At 68.4% G+C, this 16,281-nt stretch carries 16 protein-coding genes; 7 read left to right on the top strand and 9 right to left on the bottom strand.

Annotated features, from left to right (window positions below; all coding sequences use genetic code 11):
• Positions 1-52: 52 nt before the first annotated feature.
• Genes rpmB through rpsR form a run of 4 tightly spaced genes read left to right on the top strand, consistent with a single transcriptional unit; the run spans position 53 to position 1,066 of the window.
• A complete protein-coding gene (gene rpmB / locus ABZ909_RS00330; RefSeq protein WP_356995886.1) occupies positions 53-289 on the top strand; it encodes a 50S ribosomal protein L28 in 237 nt (78 codons plus the stop codon).
• Positions 290-300: 11 nt separating this feature from the next.
• Entirely contained in the window at positions 301-471 is a 171-nt protein-coding gene (gene rpmG / locus ABZ909_RS00325; protein ID WP_040861501.1) for a 50S ribosomal protein L33, read from the top strand.
• Position 472: 1 nt separating this feature from the next.
• Positions 473-778 (top strand): 30S ribosomal protein S14, encoded by a 306-nt coding sequence (gene rpsN, locus ABZ909_RS00320; protein WP_354836292.1) that lies wholly within the window; start codon positions 473-475, stop codon positions 776-778.
• A 33-nt stretch (positions 779-811) separates the two neighbouring features.
• The gene (gene rpsR, locus ABZ909_RS00315; protein ID WP_356995390.1) at positions 812-1,066 is read left to right on the top strand and encodes a 30S ribosomal protein S18; all 255 of its coding nucleotides are present in this window, start codon (positions 812-814) and stop codon (positions 1,064-1,066) included.
• A 150-nt stretch (positions 1,067-1,216) separates the two neighbouring features.
• Here the strand turns inward: rpsR and ABZ909_RS00310 are convergent, their stop codons facing one another.
• Positions 1,217-1,780 carry a LysM peptidoglycan-binding domain-containing protein gene (locus ABZ909_RS00310; protein WP_356995388.1) on the bottom strand — a complete coding sequence of 188 codons (564 nt, stop codon included), beginning with the start codon at positions 1,778-1,780 and terminating at the stop codon, positions 1,217-1,219.
• A 215-nt stretch (positions 1,781-1,995) separates the two neighbouring features.
• On the opposite strand from ABZ909_RS00310, the gene ABZ909_RS00305 reads away from it, so the two are divergent.
• On the top strand, positions 1,996-2,463 hold the full coding sequence (locus ABZ909_RS00305; RefSeq protein WP_356995387.1) for a hypothetical protein: 468 nt from the start codon (positions 1,996-1,998) through the stop codon (positions 2,461-2,463).
• Positions 2,464-2,585: 122 nt separating this feature from the next.
• Here the strand turns inward: ABZ909_RS00305 and purH are convergent, their stop codons facing one another.
• The 6 genes from purH to sucC form a co-directional block, all read right to left on the bottom strand.
• Entirely contained in the window at positions 2,586-4,160 is a 1,575-nt protein-coding gene (purH, locus tag ABZ909_RS00300) for a bifunctional phosphoribosylaminoimidazolecarboxamide formyltransferase/IMP cyclohydrolase (RefSeq protein WP_356995385.1), read from the bottom strand.
• Positions 4,157-4,789: a phosphoribosylglycinamide formyltransferase gene (purN, locus tag ABZ909_RS00295; protein WP_356995885.1), complete on the bottom strand. Its 633-nt coding sequence runs from the start codon at positions 4,787-4,789 to the stop codon at positions 4,157-4,159. The genes purH and purN overlap by 4 nt, the downstream gene beginning before the upstream one ends.
• Positions 4,790-4,894: 105 nt before the next feature.
• Entirely contained in the window at positions 4,895-6,472 is a 1,578-nt protein-coding gene (locus ABZ909_RS00290; RefSeq protein WP_356995383.1) for a DUF6350 family protein, read from the bottom strand.
• A gap of 123 nt (positions 6,473-6,595) precedes the next feature.
• On the bottom strand, positions 6,596-7,597 hold the full coding sequence (locus ABZ909_RS00285) for a DUF5336 domain-containing protein (protein WP_356995381.1): 1,002 nt from the start codon (positions 7,595-7,597) through the stop codon (positions 6,596-6,598).
• Positions 7,598-7,907: 310 nt separating this feature from the next.
• Positions 7,908-8,822 carry a succinate--CoA ligase subunit alpha gene (gene sucD, locus ABZ909_RS00280; RefSeq protein WP_356995380.1) on the bottom strand — a complete coding sequence of 305 codons (915 nt, stop codon included), beginning with the start codon at positions 8,820-8,822 and terminating at the stop codon, positions 7,908-7,910.
• A gap of 14 nt (positions 8,823-8,836) precedes the next feature.
• Positions 8,837-10,003 (bottom strand): ADP-forming succinate--CoA ligase subunit beta, encoded by a 1,167-nt coding sequence (gene sucC / locus ABZ909_RS00275; RefSeq protein ID WP_356995378.1) that lies wholly within the window; start codon positions 10,001-10,003, stop codon positions 8,837-8,839.
• A 510-nt stretch (positions 10,004-10,513) separates the two neighbouring features.
• On the opposite strand from sucC, the gene ABZ909_RS00270 reads away from it, so the two are divergent.
• Entirely contained in the window at positions 10,514-11,791 is a 1,278-nt protein-coding gene (locus tag ABZ909_RS00270; RefSeq protein ID WP_356995376.1) for a M23 family metallopeptidase, read from the top strand.
• A 499-nt stretch (positions 11,792-12,290) separates the two neighbouring features.
• On the opposite strand, the gene pgi is transcribed toward ABZ909_RS00270, so the two are convergent.
• Complete coding sequence (gene pgi / locus ABZ909_RS00265; RefSeq protein WP_356995374.1) at positions 12,291-13,931, bottom strand: glucose-6-phosphate isomerase; 1,641 nt, start codon at positions 13,929-13,931, stop codon at positions 12,291-12,293.
• A 254-nt stretch (positions 13,932-14,185) separates the two neighbouring features.
• Between pgi and ABZ909_RS00260 the strand changes: the two genes are divergently transcribed.
• The gene (locus ABZ909_RS00260) at positions 14,186-15,637 is read left to right on the top strand and encodes an NAD-dependent succinate-semialdehyde dehydrogenase (RefSeq protein ID WP_356995373.1); all 1,452 of its coding nucleotides are present in this window, start codon (positions 14,186-14,188) and stop codon (positions 15,635-15,637) included.
• Here ABZ909_RS00260 and ABZ909_RS00255 read toward each other — a convergent pair.
• The gene (locus tag ABZ909_RS00255) at positions 15,634-16,227 is read right to left on the bottom strand and encodes a TetR-like C-terminal domain-containing protein (protein ID WP_356995371.1); all 594 of its coding nucleotides are present in this window, start codon (positions 16,225-16,227) and stop codon (positions 15,634-15,636) included. The two genes, ABZ909_RS00260 and ABZ909_RS00255, sit on opposite strands and share 4 nt — an antisense overlap.
• Between the last annotated feature and the right edge of the window lie 54 nt (positions 16,228-16,281).

Genomic DNA, 16,281 nt, shown 5'->3' with positions numbered 1-16,281 from the left:
TTCGTTGTCGAAAACGATTGTCATGAACGTCTACCACCGGAAGGGAGTGCCCATGTCGGCCATCTGCCAGGTCACCGGCCGCAAGCCGGGCTTCGGCAAGTCCGTATCGCACTCGCACAAGCGGACCAACCGGCGCTGGGACCCCAATATCCAGCGCAAGACCTACTACCTGCCCAGCGAAGACCGGCGCATCACGCTGACCGTCTCCGCCAAGGGCATCAAGACCATCGACCGCGACGGCATCGAGGCAGTGGTAGCCCGGTTGCGCGCCCGCGGCGAAAGGATCTGAAAGGGAGAACGATGGCATCGAAATCGACCGACATCCGGCCCGTAGTCAAGCTGAAGTCCACGGCCGGGACCGGCTACACCTACGTCACCCGCAAGAACCGGCGCAACGATCCCGACCGCATGATCCTGAAGAAGTACGACCCCATCGCCCGCAGGCACGTCGACTTCCGCGAGGACCGGTGACATGGCCAAGAAATCCAAGATCGCCAAGAACGAAGCGCGCAAACTCGTCGTGGCACGGTGGGCGCAGCGGCGCGCGGAATTGAAGGAGATCATCCGCAAACCGGCGAGCAGCGACACCGAACGGGCGGCCGCGCAGGCCGCCCTGCAGAAACTGCCGCGGGATGCCAGTCCGGTACGATTGCGCAATCGGGACGCCGCGGACGGACGCCCGCGTGGTCATCTCCGCAAGTTCGGCCTCTCGCGCGTGCGCGTTCGCGCGATGGCCCATCGAGGAGAGCTGCCCGGTGTGCACAAATCGAGCTGGTAAGCAACCACGATTCGTGAGTGAGGAACCGCTGACATGGCAGTGAAGCGAGCACCGTCGAAGAAGATCCGTGCCGAGCAGGCCCGTCGCCCGAAGAAGAATCCCCTGATCGCCGCCGGCGTCGAGACCGTCGACTACAAGGATGTGAACCTGCTCCGCACGTTCATCTCCGACCGCGGCAAGATCCGCAGCCGTCGCGTGACGGGGCTGACCCCGCAGCAGCAGCGCCAGGTCGCAGTCGCGGTGAAGAACGCCCGCGAGATGGCTCTGCTGCCCTTCACGAGCCGATAGCTCGCGACATCGCCGGACGAAAACCCAAGAGTTGAAACAACTCTCGGACTCTCAGGGGCTTCCCCTGAAACCCCAACTACGAAAAACAAGGCCCCCGAGTGCATTTGCACTCGGGGGCCTTGTTTTCACGTATGCGTGACGGAGCCGCGATTACGGGATGGTCAGCACCTGGCCGGGCTGGATGAGGTCGGGGTTGTCGATGCCGCTGGCGTCGGCGATCTCCTGGTAGCGGTTGCCGTCGCCGTAGAAGCGCTCCGCGATGGCCCACAGGGTGTCACCCGGCTCGACGGTGTAGGTCTGGGCGGCGGGCGGCGGCGGCGGGGGCACGTCCTCGACGACCGCGGCGGCCTGGACCTGGACCGGCTCCGGCGCGGGGAGCGGGTTGTCGGTGTTGGTGCCCGACGACCACACGGCGCCGTCGGAGCCGTACAGCACCACATTGCGGTCGGCCTGGACGACCAGGCGGTCCACGCTCTTGCCATTGGTCTCGGTGGACCAGGCGGCGCCGTCCTCCTTGTAGAGAACGAAGTTGCCGTCGTCTTGCAGGGTGGCCCGGACGACGCCCTGGCCGTTGGTGCCGGTGGCCCACACGACATTGCCGTTCGGTTCGGACAGCACCAGGTTGCCATCATCTTGCAGAGTCAGGGTGTAGGCACCGCCTTGCAGCGCCTGTCCACGACCGAGTTCTTCGCCGACCTTCAACGAGTCGCCCACGGTGTGTCCTTTCGGGAGGGGTGATCAAGAGATAAGCCGATGGCGCGGAACCGCATTCGCGCATCTGTCACGACACTACCGATCCAGCGCCGGTCATCGCACGGTTACGCGCCGGTTCTGCGAAGATTTCGGCGTGTCTTCGCCAGCAGTTCGCCAGGGGGTCGAATCCGGTGCGGGGAATCGGCCGCGCGGTCGCGGACACTAGGGTGTCAGCCATGTACTGGACATGGGGACGCCGCCTGATCGCTGCCGCCGCAGCCACTCTGATCGGACTCGCCATCGCGGCGTGCGGAAGCACGGAAAGCACTGGCGGCCAATCGAAGGCCAGCGCCGCCGCGACCAGCACCAAGACCACGCCCACCGAGGCACCCAGCGGACAGATCGGACGCGCTTTCACGGCGGATCCGAGTATCGTCAGCCCACACGGCATTTCGTTCGACAGCTGGACCCGCGTCGCACCCGACCGGATCGCGGTCAACTTCCAGACCGGCTCCCCCGAGTGCTACGGCGTGAACGCCACCGTCACCGAAACCGAAACCTCCTCGACCGTCACCGTCGACCTGAAGTCCGGGACCCTGCCCGACGCGGTCGGCAAGATGTGCACCATGATCGCCGTCTTCGGCACCCTCGAAATCCAGCTGAAGTCTCCGCTGGGTGATCGAAAAGTCCTCAGCGCCAACTAGTTCCCGGCACTGCGGCGGAGCCGGTCCACGCACGCGGCAGGGGCCCGGATCGATGTGCGATCCGGGCCCCTGTCCCGATGTTGTCGTCCCGCTACATGACTCGCGTCAGCGGGGGCTCACGCTCAGTGTGCGAAGTGCCGGGAACCGGTCAGGTACAAGGTCACTCCGGCCTCACGGCACAGCTCGATGGTGTCCTTGTCACGGATCGAACCGCCCGGGTGCACGATGGCGCGCACGCCGGCGGCCACCAGGATCTGCGGGCCGTCCGAGAACGGGAAGAACGCGTCCGAGGCCGCCACCGAACCCTTGGCGCGGTCACCGGCCCGCTCCACCGCCAGCTTGCAGGAATCGACCCGGTTGACCTGACCCATGCCGACGCCGACGGCCGCGCCGTCGTCGGCCAGCAGGATGGCGTTGGACTTCACGGCACGGCAAGCGCGCCAGGCGAATTCGAGATCGCGCAGGGTGGCCTCGTCGGCGGCCTCACCCGCGGCCAGCGTCCAGTTGGCGGTGCTGTCACCCGCGGCGTCGAGGATGTCGCGCTCCTGCAGCAGCACACCGCCGCTGACCGGACGCAACTCCGCGCCCTTGCGCCGGGCCGGCTCGGCCACCAGCACGCGCACGTTCTTCTTGCGCTGCAGCACCTCGACCGCGCCATTGGCGTAGGACGGGGCCACGATGACCTCGGTGAAGATGTCGGCGACCTGCTCGGCCATCTCCACGGAGACCTCGCGGTTGGCCGCGATCACGCCGCCGTATGCGGAGACCGGGTCGGTGGCGTGCGCCTTGCGGTGCGCCTCGGCGATGTCCGCGCCGACCGCGATGCCGCACGGGTTGGCGTGTTTGATGACCGCCACGGCCGGCTCGTCGAAGTCGTAGGCGGCGCGCCAGGCGGCGTCCGCATCGGTGTAGTTGTTGTACGACATCTCCTTGCCGTGCAACTGCTGCGCCTGCGCCAGCCCGACCGGGCCACCCTGGTTGGTGTACAGCGCGGCCGCCTGATGCGGGTTCTCGCCGTAGCGCAGCACATCCGCGCGCTGCCAGGTGCCGCCGATCCACTGCGGGAACTGCTGCGCGCCTTCAGATTCCGGCGCGACGGCCGGGACCGCGACACCGGTCATCCAGCTGGCGACGGCCACATCGTAGGTGGCGGTGTGCTGGAAAGCCTTGGCGGCCAACGCGGTCCGCTCGGCGAGGGTGAAACCGCCCTGCTGCACGGCGGCGATCACGCCGGCGTAGTCACCGGTGTTCACCACGACCGCGACCGACGGGTGGTTCTTGGCGGCGGCGCGAACCATGGACGGCCCGCCGATGTCGATCTGCTCGACGCACTCGTCGACGCTCGCGCCGGAGTCGACCGTCTGGGTGAACGGGTACAGGTTCACCACGACGAGCTGGAAGGCCTCGACACCCAGCTCGACAAGCTGGTCGACGTGCTCCTCCTTGCGGGTGTCGGCCAGGATGCCGGCGTGCACCCGCGGGTGCAGCGTCTTGACCCGGCCGTCCAGGGTCTCTGGGAAACCGGTCAGGTCTTCGACCTTGGTGACCGGAATACCGGCGTCGGCGATCTTGCCGGCGGTCGAGCCGGTCGACACCAGCTCGACACCGGCCTGGTGCAGACCGGTGGCCAGTTCGATCAGACCGGTCTTGTCGTAGACGCTTACGAGGGCCCGCTTGATCGGCTTGCGTTCACTCACCGGAGAACTCGCTCATCTGGGATAACTGCCTTTCGTCCATCGGAGACAATGCCTCGGGTAGCGACAGCGGCGACGACCTCCGCCAGCAGCCGGCGCTCCACAACCTTGATGCGCTCGTGCAGGGTGTCCTCGTCGTCATCGGGCAGCACCGTGACCGCCTCCTGCGCCAGGATCGGCCCGGTGTCGACACCCGTGTCGACCAGATGCACGGTGGAACCGGTTACCCGCACGCCGTAGGCGAGCGCGTCCCGCACCCCGTGCGCGCCCGGGAAGGCGGGCAGCAGCGCGGGATGGGTATTGATGATGCGACCTCCGAAACGCTCCATGAAAGCCGGGCCGAGAATCTTCATGAAGCCCGCGGACACCACCAGATCGGGTTCGAAGGCGGCGACCACCTCGGTGAGCGCGACATCCCATGCGGCGCGGTCGGCGAAATCGCGTAGCGCGACCTTGAACGACGAAACGTTGAAGGCTTCCGCGTGCTCGGTGGCGGCGCAATCGCGATCCACCCCGACGGCGACCACCGTGGCCGGATAACCCGGCTGCTGCGTCGCTTCCAGCAGCGAACGCAGCAGGGATCCGGTGCCGGAAGCCAGCACCACGACGCTCGCGGGCGCGGTCGGCGGCAGCTGCGGGGCGGGCGTGGACGTCAGCGCACTACTCCCTGTCGATCGGAGCGGGATGGGGACGGCGGAAGCGAACCCGCCGCCTCAAGCGTAACGACCGTCCAATTGCTACTTGTCCGGCAGGTCTCCCTCTACCACTTCGGCGTCGACAATGTCGGGGTTGTCGGTGGATTTCACAGCGGTATCGGTGGCGTACTCGTCCTGGTCGTCGACCAGTTCGGCGTCGAGGGCGCCATCGAGATCCTCGTCGTCGTACCAGCCGCTCTCGTCGTCGTGGCCGGCGCGGGGTTCGGTGTCGCCGGCGGCCTCGTCGTCGAAATCCTCGTCGTAGTCGTCGTACTCGTCATCGTCGTAGTCGTCGTAGTCGTCGTCCTCGTAGCCGCCGGGCTCGTCGTCGTAGTAGTCGTCCTCGTATTCGTACTCATCGTCATAGGCGTCGTCGACGGCCGCGGGGGCCACCACGGCCGGGCCACCGAACCACCGGGCGCCCAGCATGCCCACGTATCCGGCGAGGGCCAGCCAGACGAACACCAGCGCCGCGCCCACCGCATTCGGCGCGATCCGGCCGAAGGTGCCCAGCTCGCCCCCGGCCACCACGCCCAGCAGCGCCACCACGACGGCCGCCACCCCGGCGGCGGTCAGCGTCGCCCACGGCCCGGTCGCCCGATCATGCGAGGTGCGACCACAATCCAGGCCCGACAGCACCCCGATCGCCGCGGGCACCAGGAGCAGCACCAGCCACCACACCGCCACCGGACCCGACGGCACCGCGGCCGCCACCGGCACCGCGGGCACCGGCGCGCCCTGAATCGCGAACAGGCTCAACGATCCCGGGCCGATCTGTACCTGGCCGCCGGCCAGCACGCTCACCGCGTCGACCGCGACATTCGGCAGGTAGGCCAACGACAGCAGCGTCAAACCCAGTGCGCCGACCACGTTTCCGGCCGCATGGTAGGTGTCGCCGAGGCGGGACCAGTGCAGCAGGAACGACACCACCGTCACCGCGGTCGCCGCCAGCAGCAGGCGGCCCACCGCCCGCAGCCCCGCCCGGAAACCGGGAACCACCCAGTCCGGCAAGGGAATCGGCAGCAGATCGGCGAAGTCGCGCCAGCGCCGCGAACCGATGCCCACGAGCGCCGCCAGTAGATTCAGCCCGAGTACCCAGGCGAAGGCGGCCAGGGTGTCCGGCGGCTGCAGCGACACCACCGCCGCCGCGTCCTCGGCCACCGCGAGGCACACCGCGGTGATCAGCAGCGGGCCGCCCACCGCGGCGCCCACCACCCAGCCCAGCTCGGCGGTCTCGCACTCGGGCCCGGCGGCCTGCGCGCTGTCCCGCGCCACCAGCCACAGCATCAGCAGGGTGGGCAGCAGCGGCCACAGCCCGATCCCGGTCTTGCCGATCACCAGCGGAACCTGGTGCACCGCAAGCCAGCTCGCGGCAATGGCGCCCGACGAACCGCTCATCTCGCTGCCCGCCGCGAACAGGGTGCCGTACACCAGCACGAAGATCACCAGCAGCGTGATGGCCGACGCACGCGCGGCGACCAGCATCAGCACCCGGGCACGTTCCGGCGTCAGCGATCCGAAACCCCCGCCGCTCCCGCCGCGCCGCCGGACCGGCGGCCGCGGCCGCTCCCGGAGATCGGGGTCGCTCAGGCGAGCCAGGGCAGCTCTCGGGGCACTCATGGACATCCAGCGTGGCAGCATCTCGGAAACCGTAGGGTCAGGCGCGCCGGGACGACCGGCGCGCTGGCAAAAGAGAACGGCCCCCGGTGACATACCGGAGGCCGCTCCTGACTGGAGGCGAAACTACTTGTCGTCCTGGCCCGGCCGGAAGGCCCGGGTGGCGTCCGCCGACGGATCCGCCGCCTGCTCGCCGCCGAACGGCTGCGCCGGGCGCTGCGCCTGAGCGCCGAAATGCTGGGTCGCGTCCGCGCTCCCGGCCGGCTGCTGCGGCGCGCCGTACGGCGACTGCTGTCCGTAACCGGGCTGGGCGGGCTGCTGACCGTAGGACGGCTGCTGCTGACCGTAGGTCGGCTGGGATCCGGTGCCGTAGCCCGCGGGCTGCTGACCGTAGCCGGCCTGCTGACCGTAGGCCGGCTGCTGCGGCTGCTGACCGTACCCGGCCGGCTGACCGAACGACGGCTGCTGCGGCTGCTGACCGTAGCCGGCCTGCTGGCCGAACGCCTGCTGCTGGTACTGCGGCCCGGTGGAGCTGAACGGCTGCGGCTGCTGACCGTAACCACCCTGCGGCACGGCCGGTTTCGGCTCCGGCGCCTTCACGATGCCGAGCTCGAACAGCAGCGCCAGCACGGCCACCACGGCCTGCACGAACGACAGGAACAGGATCACCCAGCCGCCCCACTTCAGCGTCACGCTGTCGCCGAGGTCGAAGGAGCCGAACAGGATGCCCAGGAACGCGCCGAACGAGGCGGCCGCCACGATGCCGGTGTTGCCGTTCTGCTTGGGCAGCAGTGACAGGCCGGCCAGCAGACCCGCGATCAGCAGGATCGTCACCAGCGCCGCGGAGCCGGTGCTCTCGAACAGGCTGAAGCTGGTGTCACCGCCGACCCGGGTGTTGCCGATCTCGACGGCCTTGGTGCCGACATAGGGCGCGAAGCCGAGCAGGAAGTTGATGACGCCGAGGACGGCCACGCCCACGGCGAGGAAGAACGGCAGGCCCTTACCCGCAACGGGCGACGTGCCCGACCCGGCAGCAGGAGCGCCCATGGGCTGCGAGCCGTAGCCGGGTGCGGAGGAGGGCGTCGGCTGGGGCGCGTTGTATCCCGAGCCCCCGGTCGGGTATGACATGTCGTCGTCTCCTATCGAGTCGTTCACGAACCTCCACCGACGCTACTGCACTCGACGGCCGCGGGCCATCTACCACCAGCCGTGCCCTGACCGCAATACCCGAATCGGCGCAGCACACGATCGCCTCACCCGCCCCGCCGCGCCTGGAAAACCCCGCCCCGGCAGGTAGGTCACAGTCCCGCGAATCACGAAGGCCGCCTGTCGAATTCGACAGGCGGCCTTCGTATTCAGCGGTTGAGCCAGGCGGGACGAACCCACCGCCTCCCGGCCTGCGCCCCGCTTCCGCCGGGAAGCGGGGCACGAGAATTCATCAGGCGCTGATGGAAGCCTTCTCGAGGATCTCGCGCGCCAGGGCGGCGGTCTCGGACGGGGTCTTGCCGACCTTCACGCCCGCGGCCTCGAGGGCGTCCTTCTTGGCCTGGGCGGTACCGGCGGAGCCGGAGACGATGGCGCCGGCGTGGCCCATGGTCTTGCCCTCCGGCGCGGTGAAGCCCGCGACGTAGCCGACGACCGGCTTGGTGACGTTGGCCTGGATGTAGGCCGCGGCCCGCTCCTCGGCGTCGCCGCCGATCTCGCCGATCATGACGATGAGCTTGGTCTCGGGGTCCTTCTCGAACGCCTCGATGGCGTCGATGTGGGTGGTGCCGATGACCGGGTCGCCGCCGATGCCGATGGCGGTGGAGAAACCGAAGTCCCGCAGCTCGTACATCATCTGGTAGGTCAGGGTGCCGGACTTGGAGACCAGGCCGATCGGGCCCTTGCCGGTGATGTTGGCCGGGGTGATGCCGACCAGCGACTCACCCGGGGTGATGATGCCGGGGCAGTTCGGGCCGATGATGCGGGTCTTGTTGCCCTTGTCCACGTTGTAGGCCCACGCGTAAGCGGTGTCCTGCACCGGGATGCCCTCGGTGATGACCACGAGCAGCGGGATCTCCGCGTCGATGGCCTCGATGATGGCGTCCTTCGAGAAGGCCGGGGGAACGAACGCGATGGAGGTGTCCGCGCCGGTCTTCTCCATGGCCTCTGCGACGGTCGCGAAGACCGGCAGCTCGACCTCGTTGCCCTGGGCGTCGACGTGCTTGACGGTGGTGCCCGCCTTGCGCGCGTTGACACCGCCGACCACGTTGGTGCCCGCCTTCAGCATCAGGGCGGTGTGCTTGGTGCCCTCGCCGCCGGTGATGCCCTGGACGATGACCTTGTTGTCCTTGTTCAGGAAGATAGACATGTTGGTTCGTGTCCTTACTTGGCCGCAGCCAGCTCGGCGGCCTTGTCGGCGCCTTCGTCCATGGTCTGAGCGAGGGTCACCAGGGGGTGGTTGGCGTCGACGAGGATCTTGCGACCCTCCTCGACCTTGTTGCCGTCCAGGCGGACGACCAGCGGCTTGTTGGCCTCGTCGCCCAGGATCTCCAGAGCCTTCACGATGCCGTTCGCGACCGCGTCACAGGCGGTGATGCCGCCGAAGACGTTCACGAACACGGACTTGACCTGCGCGTCGTTGAGGATGACGTCCAGGCCGGCGGCCATGACCTCGGCGGACGCGCCGCCGCCGATGTCGAGGAAGTTGGCGGGCTTGACACCGTTGTGGTTCTCACCGGCGTAGGCGACGACGTCCAGGGTCGACATGACCAGGCCGGCGCCGTTGCCGATGATGCCGACCTCGCCGTCCAGCTTCACGTAGTTGAGGTCGTTCTGCTTGGCCTTGAGCTCGAGCGGGTCGGTGGCGTCGATGTCCGCGAACTCGGCATGGTCGGCGTGACGGAACTCGGCGTTCTCGTCCAGGGTCACCTTGCCGTCGAGGGCGAGGATCTCGTCGTTGGGGGTACGCACCAGCGGGTTGACCTCGACCAGGGTCGCGTCCTCCTTGATGAACACCTCCCACAGCTTCTGGATGGTCACCGCGGCGGCGTCGAGGATGTCGGCGGGCAGGTGGCCCTGCTCGGCGATGGAACGGGCGAAGGCCAGGTCCACGCCCTTGACGGCGTCGACCGGCACCTTGGCCAGGCGGTCCGGCTTGGTGGCGGCCACCTCCTCGATCTCCATGCCGCCCTCGACCGAGCACATGGCCAGGTAGGTGCGGTTCGAGCGATCGAGCAGGAAGGAGATGTAGTACTCCGAGGCGATGTCCTTGGCCTCGGCAACCAGGATCTTCTTGGTGATGTGGCCCTTGATGTCCAGGCCCAGGATGTTCTGCGCGTGGGTGAGGGCGTCGTCGGGGGTGGCGGCGTACTTCACGCCACCGGCCTTACCGCGGCCACCGACCTTGACCTGCGACTTGATCATCACCGGCTTGCCGATTTCTTCCGCGATCGCACGGGCGTCCTCGGCCGAGTCCGTGACGCGGCCCTCCGACGAAGGCACTCCGTGCTTCACGAAGAGTTCCTTCGCCTGATATTCGAAGAGATCCATGTACTCACCGTCTCGTCTGCGTTGTTGTGACAACGTCTTGGTTGGCGGCCCGTCGTCGGAGGCGGGTCGGATCGGACTCTAATCAGTCACATGGAGCGGAAATCAGCCGCATACAGCCTAAGTGGCGCAGGTCACGGTACTGTCTCCGCGATCCCAAAAGCCCTCGTCAATGCTACTCATCGGTAGCTTGTTGACCCCGCGCCAGGTGGGACACACGAACCCCGGACGGTGATACCGGCTACTACGTTGCGTCGTCGACAAACCTCACCCGGTTACCCGATGCACAGTGAGCGCATTCCCGCTCGGAATGTGATCAATATCACAGCAGCGTGTCGAACCAAGTCCATCGCTTGCTGAGCCGCAATCGTTTCGTTACCGTCGTTGCGGTCGATGTCACAACCCGGTCACGGACAGGAGGACGGCAGGCTTGACGCAGCACAGCGCTCCCCAGGAAATGAGCCGCTCCGCAGGCGACTTGTCGGCCCCGCAGCACTCTCCGGACCGGCGCAAATGAGCGACGGCCCCTTCCCCTCGCAGCCCCGCGCCCGCCGCGGACATCGCTATCGCGAGGACGCAGAGAATTACGGCGGCGCGATCACCTTCGATGATTCCGCCACTACGCACAGCGGGGTCGCCCACGGCGACTGGGAGGCCACCCAGTCCTGGAACGGCGACACACACTGGGATTCCGGTGCCGAGTGGAAGTCCGATGCGGACTGGAACGGCGGTCAGCAGTGGGGTGAGTCCCCGCAGTGGGACGAATCCGCCGACCGGCAGCCCGAACCGAACTGGGACTACAACGCCCAGACCACCGTGAACGGCTGGGCCGCACCGAATCCGAGTGATTGGGCCCCGCAGTCGCGGACCAACTGGGATCCGACCGCGGACCCGACCCCCTCCGACGAGTACCGACCGGTCTACACATTCAAGACCGCGTCCGGCGAGAAGCTCCAGTTCTCCGGCGACGGCGCCCGCCTGAATCGCAGTGCGCGGGAAGCCGATGTCGAGCACGACGCCGACTACGACGAGCCGCGCCCGACCCGCTCCGGCGGCAAGCGTCGCTCCGGCGGCACCCACCGCCTACCCGCCCCGCCCACGGCGCTCAAGGGCCGTGCCGCGGTCGTCGCGGTCGCGGCCGGTGCGGTCGTGGCCGCGGGCCAGGCCACCATCGAGTCCACGGGCCACGACAACAGCAATGTCGACTACCAGGCCGCCAATCAGGTCAAGGAGGTCGCGGCGACCTCGGTGGTCGGCGACGGCGCTCCCGGATCGCCCCAGGTGGTGAGCCCGAACGCGCCCGCGAGCCTGGACCAGTTCAACGACATTCTGGCCAAGGGCAAGCAGTTCGCCACCGACATGGCCAACCAGGAGGCGTCGAAGAACCGGCCGCTGTGGACGAGGTTCGCCAACGGCACCTTCACCTCCGGCTTCGGTATCCGCTGGGGCGTCGCCCACCAGGGCGTGGACATCGCCGCACCGATCGGCACCCCGATCTACGCGGTGGCCGACGCCACCGTGCTCGAGGCCGGTCCCGCCTCCGGTTTCGGCATGTGGGTCCGTCTGCTCCACGACGACGGCACCGTCACCATCTACGGGCACATCGACACCGCGACCGTCTCGCAGGGCCAGCGCGTGCTGGCGGGCGACCAGATCGCGACCGTCGGTAACCGCGGCTTCTCGACCGGCCCGCACTGCCACTTCGAGGTCTGGCTGAACGGCGTCGACAAGATCGACCCGCTGCCCTGGCTGGCCTCGCGCGGCATCTCGCTCGGCCCCGAACGGGACTGACCCGCAACCGAACCCGATCGAAAGGCGCGCCCGGCAGGGCGCGCCTTTCGGCGTTCGGGCGGCTCCCGGCGGAATCGGGCACGGCGGCGTCAGGGTGACCCTGCTGGGCCGGTCGGGGCGTGCCGGACGGGCTGACCCCCGTCGACAGGATCGAACCCGTCATGCGAATCGTGCGGATAGCCGATGATGCGGAGGCGTCGTGGCGGACCGGTCGGGTGCCGCGGTCGCGGAGGTCTATCAGGCGCTCGCGGAGGACCGGCCCCATCGCGCGGCCCTGACGGCCTCGGAGCGGGTCCGGCCGCTGCGGCCGAGGCACGGTCCGGGCGATTGGATCCCGTCGCGGTACGGGCGGTTCTGGACGCCGCGGGGCATCGACCGCCACGCCGCGCACCAATGGTGCCGCCCGGCCCGTTCGAGCTGACCTGGCGCGGGAGGTGGCGGGCCGGTTCGAATCGGCCGCGCGGAGCGGCGAGACCCGATCAGCGCGGCCCGGACCCGATCAGTTGCGGTTGGAGCGGTACCAGCGGATCAGTTCGTCGGTGGACGAATCCGATTGCGGCGCGGGCTCTTCCGCCGCGGTCAGCAGCGGCGCCAGGGCCAGCGCCTGCTGCTTGCCGAGCTCCACTCCCCACTGGTCGAAGCTGTCGATGCCCCAGATCGCGCCCTCGGTGAAGACCTGGTGCTCATAGAGGGCGATCAGCTGGCCCAGCACCGACGGGGTCAGCTGCGGCGCCAGGATGGCCGTGGAGGGCCGGTTGCCGGGCATCACCTTGTGCGGCACCAGGTTCGGGGCGGTGCCCTCGGCCGCGATCTCCTCGGCGGTCTTGCCGAAGGCCAGCACCTTGGTCTGGGCGAAGAGGTTGCTCATCAGGATGTCGTGCATGCTGCCCGAGCCGTCCATGGTGGGCAGATCGCTGACAGGACGGGCGAATCCGATGAAGTCGGCGGGCACCAGCCGGGTGCCCTGGTGCAGCAACTGGTAGAAGGCATGCTGGCCGTTGGTGCCGGGCTCGCCCCAGAAGATCTCGCCGGTGGAGGTGGTGACCGGGGTGCCGTCGGCACGCACGGACTTGCCGTTGGACTCCATGGTCAGCTGCTGCAGGTAGGCCGGGAAACGGGCCAGGTCATTGGAGTACGGCAGCACCGCGCGGGACTGCGCGCCGAAGAAGTTCGAGTACCAGACGCCCAGCAGCCCGAGCAGGATCGGGCCGTTCTCCGCCAGCGGCGCATTCGCGAAATGCTCGTCCACGGCGTGCATTCCGGCCAGGAACTCGGCGAAGCGCTCCTTGCCGATGACCGCCATGACCGACAGGCCGATGGCCGAGTCCACCGAGTAGCGGCCGCCGACCCAGTCCCAGAAGCCGAACATGTTGGCGGTGTCGATTCCGAAGTCCGCCACCCGCTGCGCGTGGGTGGACACTGCCACGAAATGCTTTGCGACAGCGTCCTCGCCGAGCGCGGCCACCAGCCACCGCCGGGCCGCGGTGGCATTGGTGAGCGTCTCCAGGGTGGAGAAGGTCTTGGAGGCGACGATGAACAGCGTGGTGGCCGGGTTCAGGCCGTCCAGCTTCGACACCAGATCCGCCGGATCGACATTCGAGACGAACCGCGCCGAGATGCCCGCGTCCGCGTAGTGCCGCAGGCCCAGCGTCACCATGGCCGGGCCCAGATCCGAGCCGCCGATGCCGATGTTCACCACCGTGGCGATACGCTCGCCGGTGGCGCCGCGCCACTGCCCCGAACGCACCTGGTCGGTGAATTCGCTCATGCGACGCAGCACTTCGTGCACGTCGGTCTCGACGTCCTGGCCGTCCACCGTCAGCCGCCGGCCGACGGGCCGGCGCAACCACACGTGCCCGACCGAGCGGTCTTCGGAGGTGTTGATGCGCTCGCCCGCGAACATGGCGTCGCGCCGCTGCTCCACCCCGGCGGTCTGCGCCAATTCGGCCAGCAGATCCAGGGTTTCGCGTGTCACCCGATGCTTGGAGTAGTCGATGTGCAGGTCGGCGACCTGCACGGTCAGGTCCCGACCGCGCTCGGGATCCTCGGCGAAGAACTCACGCAGATGCCGCCCGGCGAGAGAGGCGTGGTGATCGTGCAGTTTCCGCCAGACCGCCGATGCGGTGATGTCGCTGCTCACGATCGCCGAGGTTACAACCACTGTGACTTTTTTGCCCTCCGCTTCACTCCGGGCGGGTTCGCGGCCCTGAGGTCTCGATTCTTCCCTCCTCCGCTCCTCCGCTCCGCTCCCCCGTTCCAAGGCGGAGGTCTATTCCAGCCGCAGTCCAGGATCGAGACGGCCGCGAACCTTTCAGGTGAACGAATAAGTGCTGGTTGCAAACAGACACGGCCTGATTCAGGCCAGCAGGTAGCGGTCCGTCCTAGGCTGGCGGCATGGTGTCTGCGAGCGAGCTACTTTCGTCCATTCCCACGCGACTTTGGATCGGCGGACCGGTGGATGCCACCGGTGGCGCGACCTTCCCGGTGCACAATCCGGCCACGGGTGAGGTCATCGCCCGGGTCGCCGACGCGACGCCCGAGGACGCGGTGCGCGCTCTCGACGCGGCCGCGGCCGTGCAGGCCGAATGGGCCGCGACCCCGGCCCGGCAGCGCGGGGAGATCCTGCGCGCGGTGTTCGAGGCGATCACCGCGCGGGCCGAGGAGTTCGCTCTCCTCATGACCCTCGAAATGGGTAAAGCGCTGCCGGAGAGCCGCAATGAGGTCCGCTACGGCGCGGAGTTCTTCCGCTGGTTCAGCGAGGAGGCGGTCCGCATTCACGGCCGCTACCAGCCCGCCCCGGCCGGGACCGGGCGAATCCTGGTGCACAAGCAGCCCGTCGGCCCGTGCCTGGCCATCACGCCCTGGAACTTCCCGCTGGCCATGGGCACCCGCAAGATCGGCCCGGCGCTGGCGGCGGGCTGCACCATGATCGTGAAGCCCGCGGGCGAGACCCCGCTGACCATGCTGCTGCTGGCCCAACTCTGCAGCGAGGCCGGCCTGCCCGACGGCGTGCTGTCGGTCATCACCACCTCGCACTCGGGCGCGGTCACCGCGCCGCTGCTGAACGACCGGCGGCTGCGCAAACTGACCTTCACCGGTTCCACGCCGGTCGGCAAGAAGCTGGTCGAGCAGTCCGCGCACGGCCTGCTGCGCACCTCGATGGAGCTCGGTGGCAATGCCCCGTTCGTGGTCTTCGACGATGCCGACCTGGATGCCGCCGTGCAGGGCGCGCTGCTGGCCAAACTGCGCAACGGCGGTGAGGCGTGCACCGCAGCCAACCGCTTCCACGTCCAGAATTCGGTTCGCCAGGAATTCACCGACAAGCTGGTGGCGGCCATGGCGGAGTACAAGCTCGGCAATGGCGTGGACCCGGACACCACGCTGGGCCCGCTCGTCAACGAGAACCAGCTCGACACCGTGAGCGAGCTGGTAGACGACGCGGTGTCGGCGGGCGCGCAGGTGAAGCTGGGTGGCAAGGCCCCCGGAGGCCCGGGCTGGTTCTATCCGGCCACAGTGCTCACCGATATTCCGGCGCAGGCCCGCATCCTGCGCGAGGAGGTGTTCGGCCCGGTCGCCCCGATTGTCGGCTTCGACACCGAGGAGCAGGGCCTGGCCGCGGCCAACAACACCGAATTCGGCCTGGTCTCATACGTTTACACGCGCAGTCTGGACCGGGCGCTGCGGGTGGCCGAGGGCCTGGAGACCGGCATGGTCGGGGTCAATCGGGGCGTCATCTCCGATCCGGCCGCGCCCTTCGGCGGCGTGAAGGAATCCGGTTTCGGCCGTGAGGGCGGCTTCGAGGGCATCGAGGAATACCTCGACACCAAGTACATCGCCCTGCCCTAGACGGACACGGCGAGACCGTTCAGCACCGAGTCCAGTGCCAGCGCCCAGCGCCGGTCCACGGATTCGGCGGTGCCGCCGAGGCGTCGCGCTGCCTCGGCGGCCGCCAAGCCCTGTACCAGCGCCACCACCACGTGCGCGATGTCGGTGGCGTCGCCGTGCACCACGCCCGCGTCCACGCAGCGTTGCACCAGGTCCACGATGAAAACCCGCAGTGCGGCACTGCGTTTCAGCTCCTCGGGGCCGGGGTCGAAGTCGGTGAACGGCCGCGCGAACATGATCTCGGCGAGCACCCGGTGGTCGAGCATCCATCCCCGGTAGGCGTGCATGACGGCCTCGAGATCGGCGCGTGGATCAGTGGTCCGGGGGAACTCGCCCAGGTGCGCACGCAGCAGACGGAAGCCTTCGAAGTACACCGCACGCACCAATCCGGCCTTGTCACCGAACGACCCCGGGGCCACGGTGGCGCTCGGACTTTCGATGAGCGGTTCCGAGTACCTGACCGCCATGGCCGAGGGGAGGCTGCCGTCCTCACCGATCGTGTCGACCACCGGAATGGAGGCGATCCGCATCGAACCCGGCGACGTGCTCATGCGCTGCGCCGCCGCCGAATCGTTCCTCAATCCGATCGGCGTGGTGCACGGCTG

This window comes from Nocardia sp. NPDC046763 (assembly GCF_040645495.1).
Classification (GTDB): Bacteria; Actinomycetota; Actinomycetes; order Mycobacteriales; family Mycobacteriaceae; genus Nocardia.
Note: the sequence above shows the minus strand (reverse complement) of the source record. Positions and strands in the feature narration are given on the sequence as shown.

What these genes read in the sequence shown, in the direction of transcription:
- rpmB (WP_356995886.1), top strand. Translation starts at nt 53, where the DNA reads ATGTCGGCCATCTGCCAGGTCACCGGCCGCAAGCCGGGCTTCGGCAAG.
- rpmG (WP_040861501.1), top strand. Translation starts at nt 301, where the DNA reads ATGGCATCGAAATCGACCGACATCCGGCCCGTAGTCAAGCTGAAGTCC.
- rpsN (WP_354836292.1), top strand. Translation starts at nt 473, where the DNA reads ATGGCCAAGAAATCCAAGATCGCCAAGAACGAAGCGCGCAAACTCGTC.
- rpsR (WP_356995390.1), top strand. Translation starts at nt 812, where the DNA reads ATGGCAGTGAAGCGAGCACCGTCGAAGAAGATCCGTGCCGAGCAGGCC.
- ABZ909_RS00305 (WP_356995387.1), top strand. Translation starts at nt 1,996, where the DNA reads ATGTACTGGACATGGGGACGCCGCCTGATCGCTGCCGCCGCAGCCACT.
- ABZ909_RS00290 (WP_356995383.1), bottom strand. Translation starts at nt 6,472, where the DNA reads ATGAGTGCCCCGAGAGCTGCCCTGGCTCGCCTGAGCGACCCCGATCTC.
- ABZ909_RS00285 (WP_356995381.1), bottom strand. Translation starts at nt 7,597, where the DNA reads ATGTCATACCCGACCGGGGGCTCGGGATACAACGCGCCCCAGCCGACG.
- sucD (WP_356995380.1), bottom strand. Translation starts at nt 8,822, where the DNA reads ATGTCTATCTTCCTGAACAAGGACAACAAGGTCATCGTCCAGGGCATC.
- sucC (WP_356995378.1), bottom strand. Translation starts at nt 10,003, where the DNA reads ATGGATCTCTTCGAATATCAGGCGAAGGAACTCTTCGTGAAGCACGGA.
- ABZ909_RS00270 (WP_356995376.1), top strand. Translation starts at nt 10,514, where the DNA reads ATGAGCGACGGCCCCTTCCCCTCGCAGCCCCGCGCCCGCCGCGGACAT.
- ABZ909_RS00260 (WP_356995373.1), top strand. Translation starts at nt 14,186, where the DNA reads ATGGTGTCTGCGAGCGAGCTACTTTCGTCCATTCCCACGCGACTTTGG.
- ABZ909_RS00255 (WP_356995371.1), bottom strand. Translation starts at nt 16,227, where the DNA reads ATGAGCACGTCGCCGGGTTCGATGCGGATCGCCTCCATTCCGGTGGTC.